Annotated in this window: 9 protein-coding genes and 1 pseudogene; 6 read left to right on the top strand and 4 right to left on the bottom strand. The window is 71.5% G+C overall.

The features are described 5' to 3' along the window. Window positions 1-41 precede the first annotated feature (41 nt). Both treY and glgX read right to left on the bottom strand, forming a co-directional pair. Window positions 42-2,384, bottom strand: a complete 2,343-nt coding sequence (treY, locus tag ACFU5F_RS21035) for a malto-oligosyltrehalose synthase (protein ID WP_383889327.1) — start codon at window positions 2,382-2,384, stop codon at window positions 42-44. Window positions 2,385-2,485: 101 nt separating this feature from the next. Next, window positions 2,486-4,624 carry a glycogen debranching protein GlgX gene (gene glgX / locus ACFU5F_RS21030; RefSeq protein WP_383889324.1) on the bottom strand — a complete coding sequence of 713 codons (2,139 nt, stop codon included), beginning with the start codon at window positions 4,622-4,624 and terminating at the stop codon, window positions 2,486-2,488. A 328-nt stretch (window positions 4,625-4,952) separates the two neighbouring features. Here glgX and ACFU5F_RS21025 point away from each other — a divergent pair, with 328 nt between their 5' ends. From ACFU5F_RS21025 to ACFU5F_RS21015, 3 genes are all read left to right on the top strand, one after another. Continuing rightward, a complete protein-coding gene (locus ACFU5F_RS21025) occupies window positions 4,953-6,200 on the top strand; it encodes an SAV2148 family HEPN domain-containing protein (RefSeq protein ID WP_318811548.1) in 1,248 nt (415 codons plus the stop codon). 137 nt (window positions 6,201-6,337) lie between these two features. Continuing rightward, window positions 6,338-7,057, top strand: coding sequence for a 3'-5' exonuclease (locus tag ACFU5F_RS21020; RefSeq protein WP_383889322.1), 720 nt, complete (start codon window positions 6,338-6,340; stop codon window positions 7,055-7,057). After that, window positions 7,054-7,539, top strand: coding sequence for a GNAT family N-acetyltransferase (locus tag ACFU5F_RS21015; protein WP_383889319.1), 486 nt, complete (start codon window positions 7,054-7,056; stop codon window positions 7,537-7,539). Before ACFU5F_RS21020 ends, ACFU5F_RS21015 begins: the two co-directional genes overlap by 4 nt. A gap of 16 nt (window positions 7,540-7,555) precedes the next feature. On the opposite strand, the gene ACFU5F_RS21010 is transcribed toward ACFU5F_RS21015, so the two are convergent. Next, window positions 7,556-8,419, bottom strand: coding sequence for a phosphotransferase enzyme family protein (locus ACFU5F_RS21010; RefSeq protein ID WP_383889317.1), 864 nt, complete (start codon window positions 8,417-8,419; stop codon window positions 7,556-7,558). Window positions 8,420-8,610: 191 nt separating this feature from the next. Between ACFU5F_RS21010 and mgt the strand changes: the two are divergent. Together mgt and ACFU5F_RS21000 are read left to right on the top strand one after the other, a co-directional pair. Then, a pseudogene (gene mgt, locus ACFU5F_RS21005) lies at window positions 8,611-9,850 on the top strand (macrolide-inactivating glycosyltransferase). A gap of 308 nt (window positions 9,851-10,158) precedes the next feature. Continuing rightward, window positions 10,159-11,592 carry a glycoside hydrolase family 43 protein gene (locus ACFU5F_RS21000; protein ID WP_383889315.1) on the top strand — a complete coding sequence of 478 codons (1,434 nt, stop codon included), beginning with the start codon at window positions 10,159-10,161 and terminating at the stop codon, window positions 11,590-11,592. Between the two features lie 90 nt (window positions 11,593-11,682). Here ACFU5F_RS21000 and ACFU5F_RS20995 read toward each other — a convergent pair whose 3' ends face one another. Then, window positions 11,683-12,102, bottom strand: coding sequence for a hypothetical protein (locus ACFU5F_RS20995; protein ID WP_383889312.1), 420 nt, complete (start codon window positions 12,100-12,102; stop codon window positions 11,683-11,685). Between the two features lie 283 nt (window positions 12,103-12,385). Here ACFU5F_RS20995 and ACFU5F_RS20990 point away from each other — a divergent pair, with 283 nt between their 5' ends. Beyond that, the gene (locus tag ACFU5F_RS20990; RefSeq protein ID WP_383889309.1) at window positions 12,386-13,342 is read left to right on the top strand and encodes a CDP-alcohol phosphatidyltransferase family protein; all 957 of its coding nucleotides are present in this window, start codon (window positions 12,386-12,388) and stop codon (window positions 13,340-13,342) included. The last annotated feature ends 52 nt before the right edge of the window (window positions 13,343-13,394 follow it).

Genomic DNA, 13,394 nt, shown 5'->3' with positions numbered 1-13,394 from the left:
TCTCCGTCACCCGCCCGGCCCCGCCCGGACCGGCGGGCCCGTCACACGCCGACCCGCTCCAGCAGCGCGACCGGCAGCGTCGCGAAGAGGTCCGCCACCTGCACGTGGCCCGTGAACTCCCGTCCCTCGCCGACGACTTCGGCCCACCGGCCCTTCGGCAGCGTCAGCCGGGTGTCGCCCCAGCCGCCGGCCTCCGCCAGCCGCAGCGACAGACGTGTCACCGCCGTGACCACCTCCCCGGACCGCGCGAAGGCCACACAGTGCCCGGCCCGGGGTCCGTCCGCCGACAGCGGCACGTACGTGGCCGCGTCCCCGAACACCTCCGGCCGTCGCGCCCGCAGCCGCAGCGCGGCCGAGGTGAGCCGGAACTTGTCGGTCCCGGTGCCGTCGGGTCCCTCGTCCCGCGGCGCGAAGGGCCGGCGGTTGTCCGGGTCCACCAGCGCCCGGTACTCGCCCTCCGTCCCCTGGTAGAGGTCCGGCACCCCCGGCATGGTCAGCTGCACCAGGGCCGCGCCGAGGCTGTTGGCCCGCGCGTACGGCTCCAGTTCCTCGCGCAGCGCGGCGATCCGCGCGTCCACGGAAGGGCCCTGTGCGACGAAGTCCGCCACCGCCTGTTCGTACTCCGGGTCCTGCTCGGTCCAGGAGGTGTGCAGCCCGGCCTCCCGCACATGCTTCAGCAGGGCCTCCCGCAGCCGGTCCGGGTCCGCGGGCCCGAGCCCGAACGCCGTCTGCCAGGCCGCCCACGCCAGCTGCGGATCCGGTGCGCCGGCCCCGTCACGGGTCACCTCCGCCAGGACGCCGGCCCACCGCTCGGGGCACTCGGCGAGCACCGCGACGGCCGCCCGCACCTCCGCGCTGCGCTTGGTGTCGTGCGTCGACAACGCGGTCCCCGTCGCCGGCCAGTCGCGCTGCACCCGGGCGCAGTAGGCGTGGAAGTCCCGCGCCGACACGGCCGGGCTTCCCGGATCGCCCCCCACCTCGTTCGCCGACAGCAGCGGCACATAGCGGTAGAACGCCGTGTCCTCCACCGACTTCGCCCGAAGCGCCGACGAGGTCTGCGCGAACCGTGCCCGGAACTGCGCGTGTTCGGGCCCCCCGTCGACCCGGCCCAGCACCAGATCCCGTACGGCGTCCACCGACCGGGCCTCCTCGGGCACCACGAACAGCGCACGTGCCTCGGCCGCCGCCTCCTCGGTGACGACGAGCGAGGCGTCCTCGGAAGGGTAGGGCCGGTACACCTCCATCCGCGCGAGCAGCTCGCACAGCGCGGTGCGCAGCGCCCACGGCGCCTGGTCGCGCAGCGAGAGGTCGGGGGAGCGCTCGCACAGGCGGTGCGCCGCCCGGGTGAGCCGTTCCACCTCGGCGACCAGCTCGTGCGTGAGCACCCGGTACGCGGCCCGCCGGACCGTCGCGTCCCACTCGCCGCCCCGGTCCGACTGCGCGTCGGTGAACCGCCGGTATGCGCCCAGCAGTTCACCGGCCCCCGCCGGATCCGTGAACAGCCCGTCGACGTGCCGCAGCGCGTCGTAGCCGGTGGTCCCCGCGACCGGCCAGGCCGCCGGCAGCGCCTCCCCGTCCGCCAGGATCTTCTCGACGACGGTCCACCGCCCGCCGGTCGCGCCGTGCAGCCGCCGCAGATAGGCGCCGGGGTCGGCCAATCCGTCGGGGTGGTCGACGCGCAGCCCGTCGAGGACGCCCTCCTCCAGCAGCCGGAGGATCTTCGCGTGGGTCGCGTCGAAGACGTCCGGGTCCTCGACCCGTACCCCGATCAGCTCCGAGATGCTGAAGAACCGCCGGTAGTTCAGCTCCGTCCGGGCCAGCCGCCACCACACCGGCCGGTACCACTGGGCGTCCAGCAGCTCGGGCAGCGGCAGCGTCTCGGTGCCCTCGCGCAGCGGGAACGCGTGGTCGTAGTAGCGCAGCTGCCGCCCCTCCACCACGAACCGCCCGGCCTCCGCGCCGAGCGGCCCGCCGAGCACCGGCAGCAGCACCCGGCCGCCCTGGGCCTCCCAGTCGATGTCGAACCACCGCGCGTACACCGACTCCGGTCCGTCCCGCAGCACCTCCCACAGTGCCCGGTTGTGCCGCGGGGCCATGGCCATGTGGTTCGGCACGATGTCCGCGACCAGACCGAGTCCGTGGTCCCGGGCGGTACGGGCCAGCGCCCGCAGCCCCTCCTCGCCCCCGAGTTCCTCCCGCACCCGCCCGTGGTCGACCACGTCGTACCCGTGCGCGGACCCGGGCACGGCCTCCAACACGGGGGAGAGGTGCAGATGGGAGACGCCGAGGGAGGCGATGTACGGCACGGCGGCCGAGGCGGCGGCGAAGGGGAAGCCGGGCTGGAGCTGGATGCGGTAGGTGGCGGCAGGCACGACAGAGGTCATGCAGTCCTACGTACCCGCCCCACGACATTTGGAGCACATCGACACGCGACGACGCCCGGCCCGCCGCCCTCAGGGCGCCGGGGCCGGGCCCGTCCCGTCGTCTAGGCGGGCCTGCGGAACACGGCCAGGCTCCGGTCCACCAGCCTCACCCGGTCCCCGGCCGCGACCTTCGGCCCGTCCGCCGGAACCGCGTCCTCGCGTCCCGTGTCCACGATCAGCTGCCACTGCGGCCCGTGGTTGACCGGCACCACGAACTCCAGTCCTTCCGCCGACGCGTTCACCATCAGCAGGAACGAGTCGTCACCGATCCGCTCGCCCCGCGCACCCGGCTCGGAGATCGCGTTCCCGTTGAGGAACACGGTCAGCGCCCCGGCCTGCGCCGAGTCCCAGTCCCGCTGCACCATCTCCTGCCCTGCGGGCGTGAACCAGGCGATGTCCGACAGCTCGTCGTGCGTGCCCTCCACCGGCCGTCCGTGGAAGAACCGCCGCCGCCGGAACACGGGGTGGTCCTTGCGCAGCCACACCATCGCGCGGGTGAACTCCAGCAGGTTCCCGAAGACCTCGTCGCCGGCCCCGTCCTCGCCGTTCTCGCCCGACGGCCACGGCACCCACGACAACTCGTTGTCCTGGCAGTAGGCGTTGTTGTTGCCGCCCTGCGTCCGCGCGAACTCGTCCCCGTGGCTGAGCATCGGCACCCCCTGCGACAGCATCAGCGTCGCGATGAGGTTCCGCATCTGGCGGACCCGCAGCCCGGTCACCCCGGGGTCGTCGCTCTCGCCCTCGACCCCGCAGTTCCAGGACCGGTTGTGGCTCTCCCCGTCCCGGTTGTCCTCGCCGTTGGCGTCGTTGTGCTTGTCGTTGTAGGAGACCAGGTCCCGCATCGTGAAGCCGTCGTGGCAGGTCACGAAGTTGATGGAGGCCAGTGGGCGCCGCCCGTCGTCCTGGTACAGGTCGGAGGAGCCGGTCAGCCGGGAAGCGAACTCCGCGAGGGTGCGTGGCTCGCCCCGCCACAGGTCCCGCACGGTGTCGCGGTACTTGCCGTTCCACTCGGTCCACAGCGGCGGGAAGTTCCCCACCTGGTAGCCGCCCTCGCCCACGTCCCAGGGCTCGGCGATCAGCTTCACCTGGGAGACCACCGGGTCCTGCTGGACGAGGTCGAAGAACGACGACAGCCGGTCCACCTCGTGGAACTGCCGGGCCAGCGTGGCCGCGAGGTCGAAGCGGAACCCGTCGACGTGCATCTCGGTGACCCAGTACCGCAGCGAGTCCATGATCAGCTGCAGCACGTGCGGGGACCGCATCAGCAGGGAGTTGCCCGTGCCCGTGGTGTCCATGTAGTAGCGCGGGTCGTCCGTGAGCCGGTAGTACGACGGGTTGTCCAGGCCCTTGAACGACAGGGTCGGCCCCAGGTGGTTGCCCTCGGCGGTGTGGTTGTAGACCACGTCGAGGATGACCTCGATCCCCGCTTCGTGCAGCGCCCGCACCGCCGACTTGAACTCCAGCACCTGCTGCCCCCGGTCGCCCCAGGAGGCGTACGCGTTGTGCGGGGCGAAGAAGCCGATGGTGTTGTAGCCCCAGTAGTTGCTGAGACCCATGTCGGCCAGCCGGTGGTCGTTCACGAACTGGTGTACGGGCATCAGCTCCAGCGCCGTGACGCCCAGCGCGGTCAGGTGCTCGATGATCGCCGGATGCGCCAGCGCCGCGTAGGTGCCGCGCAGCTCCTCGGGCAGCCCCGGGTGGCGCATGGTGAGGCCCTTGACGTGGGCCTCGTAGATCACCGTGTGGTGGTACTCGGTGCGGGGCCGCCGGTCGTCGCCCCAGTCGAAGTAGGGATTCACCACGACGGACGTCATCATGTGGGGCGCAGAGTCGAGGTCGTTGCGCTCCTCGGGCGCCCCGAAGCGGTAGCCGTACACCTCCTCCCCCCACTTGACGGAGCCGCTGATGGCACGCGCGTACGGGTCGAGAAGCAGCTTCGCGGAGTTGGAGCGCAGTCCGCGCTCCGGCGCGTACGGACCGTGCACACGGAAGCCGTAGCGCTGTCCCGGCATCACACCGGGCAGGTACGCGTGCCGCACGAACGCGTCCGACTCGCGCAGTTCCACCGCCGTCTCGGAGCCGTCGTCGTCCAGCAGACACAGCTCGACTCGATGCGCGGCCTCCGAGAAGACCGCGAAGTTGGTACCGGCGCCGTCGTACGTGGCACCGAGGGGGTACGCCTGTCCAGGCCAGACCTGCATGGATACGACTCTTCCAGTTGTCGCGCGCCGCTGGGGCGACTCCGAGGGGAGTCTCCCCCAAACTGACAAAACCTCCTAGGACATACGTCCCTCCTGCCCCGTGACGGGCACTTCGTGACGCCCCGGAGGCCACCGGTGTCGCGCCCCCCGGCCGTCCACCCCCGTGAATCGCCTCACTTCCGGTACGACAGCGGGCCGGAACGACCCGGTCACATGCGGTAGTTGGGAAACGACCTGCCCATCCGGCTGTATCGTCATCCGCTACCGGAGTACCCTTCCTTGATCGTTGAGTAGGGGCGAGCTCGGGGGAGCGGAAGGCGGTGCGCGGGTGGGCTCGGGAGGGCTGGAGCTTCCTCCTGGTGACACGGGCGACACGGGTCACGAGGGGAACTCCACGGATGTCCCGCCCGGCGCGGTGTCCCTGGCGCGGCCGATGGAGACGGGTTCCATCGGCCCGGAACTGGACTGGAACGCCGACGCCTGGCTCGAAGTGCGCACCCGCGCCCAGCGGGCGGGCCGCGCCTACATCTGGCTGAACCTCGTCGAGCAGCGGCTGCGCGCCGTGGTGGCCGCCGTGCTGCGGCCCGTCTACGAGCCCGTCCACGGCGACGACTGGGTGGTCGCCGCCGCCGGCCCCGCCGGACAGGAGTGGGTGCAGCGCGCCGTCGCGGTCCGCGAGGTCAGCCGCCGGAAGGGCTATCTCCTCGACCCCGCCGACGACAACACCCTGAGCTTCCTGACCCTGCCCCAGTTGCGCGAGCTGATGGTCCAGCACTGGCCCTGCTTCGAGCCCTACATCGACGAGCGGCGCGACGTGGAACTGGCCCTGGACGAGCTGGAGGTCACCCGCAACGTCGTCTCCCGCAACCGGGCCCTGTCCGAGGCCGTCCTCGCCCAGGCGGAGCGGGCCTCGGCGAAACTGCTGGAGATCCTCGGCGCGGGCAGCGACGTGCCCTCCGCCCGCCGGTTGCCCGTCGATGCGGTCGAGGAGCTGGTCGGCGACCGGTACGCGGACGTCGTCGGCGTCCACCCCGACCGGGTGCGGCTGCTGCGGCAGTTCCCCGCCGAGGACCTCTTCGGCGGCGCCCGCCGCCTCGACGCCATCGGCATAGGCCTGAACCTGCTCGTGCAGAACTTCTCCGGGCGGCGGCTCGTACGGCTCGCCGAGTCCGGCTGCCGGGCACGGCTGCTCTTCCTCAACCCGGCGTCCAGCGCGGTCAAGCGGCGCGAGCGCGAACTGGGCATAAAGCGGGGCGAACTGAGCCGTGCTGTCGAGATGAACATCCTCCACATGCGCCGGGTCCGCTCCCGGTTGCGCGACCCCGGCGCCTTCGAGATCCAGGTCTTCGACGAGACACCCCGGTTCACCGCCTACCTCGTGGACGGCGACGGCTCGGACGGGGTCGCGGTCGTCCAGACGTATCTGCGCCGCACCCGGGGCATGGAGGCCCCGGTCCTCGTCCTGCGCGGCGGCAGCCGGGTCCTCAAAGCCGACGAGAACGGCGAAGCCGGGCTTCTCGACACCTACCGGGAGGAGTTCGAAGTGGCGTGGGCGGACTCGCGACCGGTGTCGTGAGCCGGGCGTGAAGCGGGCGTGGCACGGCCGGTGACGGTGTGGCGCGGCGCCGGGCGGAACGCGGCCCTCGGATTGTCAGTGGCCCGTGCGATGGTGGTGGTCACTGGGGGAAAGCACCACCAAGGAGGGGGGCCAGCATGGGTTGGCACCGGCAGCTGCTGATCGGCTTCGACCTGGAGACCACCGGGACGGACCCGCGCGAGGCGCGTATCGTCACGGGCGCGGTGATCGAGGTCAGGGACGGGGAGCGGGTCGGACACCGGGAATGGCTGGCCGACCCGGGCGTGGAGATCCCGGAGGAGGCGGTGGCCGTCCACGGCATCACCAACGCCCGCGCGGTGGCCGAGGGCAGACCCGCCGACCAGGTCGCCGACGCCATCGCCGACGTCCTCGTCTCCTACTGGCGGACGGGCGTCCCGGTCGTGGCGTACAACGCGGCCTTCGACCTGAGCCTGCTCTCCGCCGAACTGCGCCGGCACGCCCTGCCGTCGCTGCGCGACCGGCTCGGCACGGACCCGGCGCCGGTCATCGACCCGTACACGATCGACCGCTCCGTCGACCGGTACCGCCGGGGCAAACGCAACCTCGAAGCGGTCTGCGGGGAGTACGGCGTCGCGCTGGACAGCGCGCACGACGCCTCCGCCGACGCCCTGGCCGCCGCCCGGCTCGCCCGCGCGATAGCCCAGCGCCACCCGAAGGTCGCCGCCCTCGGCCCGGCCGAGCTGCACCGCCGTCAGATCGAGTGGTACGCCGAGTGGGCCGCCGACTTCCAGGCGTTCCTCCGCCGCAAGGGCGATCCCGAGGCGGTCGTGGACGCGGCGTGGCCGCTGCGGGAACTGGAGGACGAGACGGTATGACCGCGACAGCGATCTCCCTGCGCGAAGTACGCGACAGCGACCTGCCGTTCTTCTGGCGGCACTGGTCCGATCCCGAGGCCCGGCAGGTGGCCGCCTTCACCGGGGAGTACCAGTACGACCGGGCGCGCTTCGACCAGCACTGGGCGCAGCTCCGCGCCGACCCCGAGGTGCTGAACCGCACGGTGGTCGCCGACGGCGGGGTCGTCGGCTCGATCGCGGTCTTCGGCCCACCGGACGAACGCGAGGTCACGTACTGGATCGACCGCGCCCACTGGGGGCGGGGCATCGCCACCGCCGCCCTCGGCGCCCTGCTCGGCCTGGAACCCACCCGCCCCCTGCACGCCCGTGCGGCCGCCGACAACACCGGCTCGATCCGTGTCCTGCGGAAGTGCGGCTTCGTCGCCACCGGCCATGACCGGGGCTTCGCCCGGGCCCGCGACGCCGAGACCGACGAAGTGGTGCTCGTGCTCCGGGCCGCCTGAGCCGGCACCCCTCTGATCAGAACGGATACCAGCGGACCGTCTCGTCCCCGTCGCGCAGCGAGGCGACACGGCGTTCGAACTCCGCCAGCGCCCCGGGACTGCTCGGCGCGTGCTGGGCGACCCAGGCGCAGCTGGCCGTCTCACGGGCGCCCCGCAGCACGGAGCAGCCCTCCCACTCCCGCACGTCCCAGCCGTAGGCGGCGGTGAAGGCGTCGTAGTCGTGCGCCGGCAGCCCGTAGCGGTCGTGGGAGAGGGCCATGACGACGAGGTCGTGCTCGCGCAGGTCGCCGGAGAAGGTCTCCAGGTCGACGAGGACCGGACCGTCCGGGCCGACGTGCACGTTGCGGGGGAGGGCGTCGCCGTGGATCGGGCCCGGGGCCAGCCGCGGAGTCAGGGCGGCCGCAGCCGACGCGAACCCGTCCCGGCGCTCACGGAGATACGCCGCGTCCGCCGGGTCGATCGCGTCACCGGCCAGGCGCAGCCAGCGCTCCACACCGCCCAGCAGTTCACGGCGGGGCAGGGCGAAGGGCGGTGCGGGCAGGGCGTGGACCAGTCGCAGCAGCTCGGCCACATCGCGGGGGCCGGCCGGGCGTACGGCCGCGGGCAGGCGGTGCCACACCGTCACCGGGTGCCCCTCGACGAGCAGGGCCCGGGGTGAGGCGGCCCGAACGGCCGGGAGGCCCCTCTCGGCGAGCCAGGCGGCGACGGTGAGTTCGTGGCGGGCCCGGTCCAGGAGTTCGGCGTCGCGGCCCACCCTGACCACCAGGTCACCGGCGGCGAACACCGCGTTCTCGCCCAGGGCGAGCAGCCGTGCCTCCCCGGCCGCACCGGGCAGTACACCGGCCGCGTCCAGGACGTCCCGCGCCCGTGCCTCGTCCATCCTTCGCCTCCGTGTCCGTACGGCCGACGCTCCCCTCGGGGGCGTCGGGTTCACGCCAATCGGAGCCAGTCTCGCATTCGCACAGGTCGGAGCCTCGGCGCGCTTCTCTGACGCTCTGTCATGCCCTCGGCGCCCCGACGGGCCGCGCGTTTCGCCGTGCCGGCGTCGCCGCCGAGTGGCACGGAATATAGTTGCACGAGACGTCTCGTCTCGCATACGGTCGAGTGCATGACCTTTCACATCGCCATGTTCTCCATCGCCGCCCACGGTCACGTGAACCCCAGCCTCGAAGTGATCCGCGAGCTGGTGGCCCGCGGGCACCGGGTCACGTACGCGATCCCGCCGGCCTTCGCGGAGAAGGTGGCGGAGGCCGGTGCCGAGCCGAAGCTCTGGCACTCGACCCTGCCCGGACCCGACGCGGACCCCGAGGCATGGGGGACCACGCTGCTCGACAACGTGGAGCCCTTCCTGGACGACGCGATCCAGGCCCTGCCCCAGCTCGCCGGGCTGTACGACGGTGACGAGCCCGACCTCGTACTGCACGACATCACCTCCTACCCGGCGCGGGTGCTCGCCCACCGCTGGGGCGTCAAGGCGATCTCGCTCTCCCCGAACCTGGTCGCCTGGACCGGCTACGAGGAGGAGGTGGCCGAACCCATGTGGGCCGAGCCGAGGAGGACGGAGCGCGGCCGGGCCTACTACGCCCGCTTCGCGTCCTGGCTGGAGGAGAACGGGATCACCGAGCACCCCGACCCCTTCGTCGGCAGGCCCGCCCGCTCCCTCGTCCTCATCCCGAAGGCACTGCAGCCGAACGCCGACCGGGTCGACGAGAGCCGGCACACCTTCGTCGGCGCCTGCCAGGGCGATCGCGCGGCACAGGGCGGCTGGGTGCGGCCGGAGGGCGCGGAGAAGGTGCTCCTCGTCTCGCTCGGGTCCGCCTTCACCAAGCAGCCCGACTTCTACCGCGCGTGCGTACGGGCCTTCGGCGACCTGCCCGGCTGGCACATGGTGCTGCAGGTCGGCAGGCATGTCACCGCGGCCGAGCTGGGCGAGGTCCCGGCCAACGTGGAGGTGCGGGACTGGGTGCCGCAGCTCGCGATCCTCAGGCAGGCCGACGCGTTCGTCACCCACGCGGGCGCCGGCGGCAGCCAGGAGGGGCTCGCCACCGCCACGCCCATGGTCGCCGTGCCGCAGGCCGCCGACCAGTTCGGCAACGCCGACATGCTCCAGTCGCTCGGCGTGGCCCGGCATCTCCCCAGGGAGGAGGCGACGGCCGAGGCCCTGCGCGAGGCGGTCCTCGCTCTCGTCGACGACCCCGAGGTGGCCCGCCGGCTCGACGCGGTGCGGCGGGAGATGGCGGGCGAGGGCGGCACCCGTCAGGCCGCCGACCTCATCGAGGCGGAACTGGGCGGCGTGGCCCGTTCTGCCTGACGTGGCATCACCCGACCCTGCCATTCGTTCGGCGTCAGGCCGGGAGCTCCGAGAGGGCGAGGGGGCGGGCCGGCCCGAGGAGCGCGGAGGCGACGCTGTTTCTCCCGGCCTTCCCTCTTGACTCCCGTTCTTGCGCCGCTCTAACTTCATGCCGACTTTACGAACAATGTCCGTGATTTCGAACAAGAAGGGGTGCCCGCAAGTCCCTCCGGCCCGCTCCGCTCCCGTTCCCTCGGCGGGCTCCCGCGGTCACGCGCCCGATACTCCGCCCCGCCCCTCCCCGGCACCCGCAGAAAGACAGGACGCGCATGTCAAGGGTTCTCACCCGGCTCGCGGCGATACTGGTCGCCGTCGGCCTCCTCTTCACCTCGCAGTCCCTGACCACGGCCCAGCAGGCGGCCGCCGCCGACCCCGGCTACCTGATGGTGCACTTCACCGGTGAGGGGGCCGCCAACCAGCAGATGTACCTCTCCCACAGCACGGACGGCACGCACTGGAGCGACCTCAACGGCGGCGCCATGGTCCTGCGTTCCACGATCGGCACCAAGGGGGTGCGCGACCCCGCACTGGTGAGATCCTCCGACGGCAGCAAGTACTGGATCATCGCGACCGACCTGTGCATCGGCTGCGGGCAGGACTGGAACGCCGCCATCAACAACGGCAGCCGCAACCTGGTGGTGTGGGAGTCGTCGGACCTGGTGTCCTGGTCGGATCCGTGGCTGCTCAACGTCGCCGGCGCGATCCCCGACGGCCGCAACGCCTGGGCCCCCGAGGCGATCTGGAACCCCGCGACCAACGACTACGTCCTGTACTGGGCGACGAACGTGCCCCTCGACGGCAGGACGAAGCACCGCATCTTCGCCGCACGCACCCGTGACTTCCGCACGATCAGCACCCCGCAGAGCTACATCGAACGCCCCGGTACCCAGGAGATCATCGACACCCAGATCATCGAACTGCCCTCCGGCGTGGGCGACTACCGCTACGTGCGCGCCTCCGGCGACGGACAGATCACCCTGGAAGGCAGCAACTCCATCCTGGGAACGTGGACCAACCTCGGCAACCTCTCCGGCATCGGCCTGACCGGGGCGATGGTCGAGGGCCCGATGTGGATGAAGTTCAACGGGCAGAACAAGTGGGGTCTCTACCTCGACCAGTACGCCTCCAACCGCGGCTACATGCCGGTGCTGACGACCGACCCGGCCGCCCCCGCCTCCTACCAGACGCAGGCTGCGGGAAGCTACACCATGGGCGGCACGAAGAAGCGCCACGGCTGGATCCTGAACCTGACGGCCGCCGAGGAGAGCCGCGTCCTCGCCCGCTGGCCCAACACCCCGGCCCAGCGCCTGCAGTCCTTCAACTTCCAGGACCGGTACGTGCGGCAGACCGACTTCGACGTGCGCATCGATCCCGACGTGAGCCCCGCCGACGACGCCCAGTTCCGGATGCGGCCCGGCCTCGCGGGCACCGGGACCGTCTCCTTCGAGTCGGTGCGGTTCCCCGGGTACTTCCTGCGCCACGCCAACTACGACTTCCGACTGGTGCGCTACGACGGCACCGCGCAGTTCGCCGCCGATGCCACCTTCCGCAAGGTCGCCGGCCTCGCCGACCCGACCTGGTCGTCGTTCCAGTCCTACAACCACCCCGACCGCTACCTCCGCCACTACGCCTACCAGCTGCGACTCGACCCCATCAGCACCGCGACAGGACGGAGCGACGCCACCTTCCGCCTGACGAACTGAACGCGCTCCGGGATGCCGGCGCCTCCGTGGGAGAGCGTCGGCATCCCCCGCTCGGGCACCGCCGCGGAAGCCGCTGCCCGACCGGTCGGTTCATGGCGTGTCGCCCGTGGGGCGGACCCTTCGCCGGACTTTCGGATGGCTGACGTCTCCGGCGATCACGGCCTCCATCGTGACCGCGAAGGCGACGAGATCGTCCGGCTCGTAACCGGTGAGCAGGCGGATCGTGTCCGCGGTGGACGCCACCCACGACCGGTAGTCGCGTAGGAACTCCCGGAAACGGACGACGCGTCCGTCGTCGATGAGATGTTCCTCGGGGGCCAGGTCGCTGAGCCCGTTCGCCTGGGCGTCGGCGCTCTCCGCCCAGGAAGCCTGCCAGTGCCGCAGCCAGCCCGTCTCCCGGTAGGCGGGGGCGGCCTCGGAGTAGAGCGTCCCGAAGGCCATGAACGCCCCCTGCTGCCGGTCGTGGGCGTCGGCCCAGTGATCACGGAAGACGAACATCGACCAGCTCATCCGAGCCCTCCCCGGCATCGCTCTTTCGGTGTCAGCAAGTGGCGGATAGCCGGGCAAGCCGTCAGGTTCCACGTTTACCGTGAAGTCCCGGCACATTTTAGGTAACGGTCCGGTCATTTCATAACGTTGAGGTAACGCCCGTTCCGCGAGGCAGACGCGTTGACTCTGTTACCGGGTAGGACCGTTACCCCCTCCCAAAGGTTGTGGTCGGCACTTCTTGTTCCTCGGGTGAACCAAACCCAAGCTGGGTGTGAATTCATTTCGAACGCCAGGAAGTTGACCCATGCGCCGAGACATACCCGACCTCGCGGAAGTGCGCCGCGTCACGCAGAAGAAGCGGGACGCCTGGTGGACCGTGCTGCTCGTCGACCCGGTCGCCACCCCGTTGGTGAGGCTGACCGCGAAGTACACGAGGATCACGCCCAACCAGCTGACCTGGGGTGCCTTCGTACTGGGTCTGGTCTCCGCGGCCTTCTTCGCCCTCGGCGACTGGCGCTGGCTGATCGCCGGGGCCGTCGTCTATCACCTGAGTTTCATCCTCGACTGCATGGACGGCAAGGTCGCCCGGCTCACCGGCCAGGGCTCCGTGTTCGGTGCCTGGCTCGACTTCGTCTTCGACCGCGTCCGCGTCGCCGCGTGCTCGGTGGCCCTGATGGCCGGCCAGTACCACCGCACGGGCGACACCTTCTACATCTGGCTCGCCGCCGCCGTCATCGGCTGCGACGCCCTGCGCTACATCAACTCCCTGGAGACCTTCAAGGTCCGCCACACCATGCGCAAGCAGATCAAGGCCCGGCTCCGCGAGGCCCGCCGCGCCGAGAACGAGCGGGAACTGGCCTTCATGGAGGACCTGCTGCGCGAGAACCCCGAGGCCGACATCGAGCAGGACCTGCGCACGGCCACCGCCGAGGTCACCCAGGCCGCGCCGCAGACCCAGGTCGTCGACCTGCACCAGGAGTTCCGCCGCCGCTTCCCCGCCTATCTGCGCGTCCGCTCCTTCCTGCTGCGCCACCGGGTGCGCCCCCACCTGATCAGCGGCATCGAGTTCCAGATGGGCGTCTTCATGATCGGCCCGTTCGTCGACTCCGTGATGACGGCGACGATCGTCTCCGGAGCGCTGCTGATCGTCTTCGAGCTGGCCATCGTCTACAAGCTGCTGCTCTCGACCCGCGACTTCAGCCGCACTCTCGACTCCTTCGACCGGGGCGACGTACGCGGGGACGTGGCCCAGGCCGCCTGAGCCGGCGGACACGTCTGTGGGCCGGGGGGCGGTGACACCCCCCGGCCCACAG

The sequence above is a fragment of the Streptomyces sp. NPDC057438 genome, from assembly GCF_042802995.1.
Lineage (GTDB): Bacteria > Actinomycetota > Actinomycetes > Streptomycetales > Streptomycetaceae > Streptomyces.
Note: the sequence above shows the minus strand (reverse complement) of the source record. Positions and strands in the feature narration are given on the sequence as shown.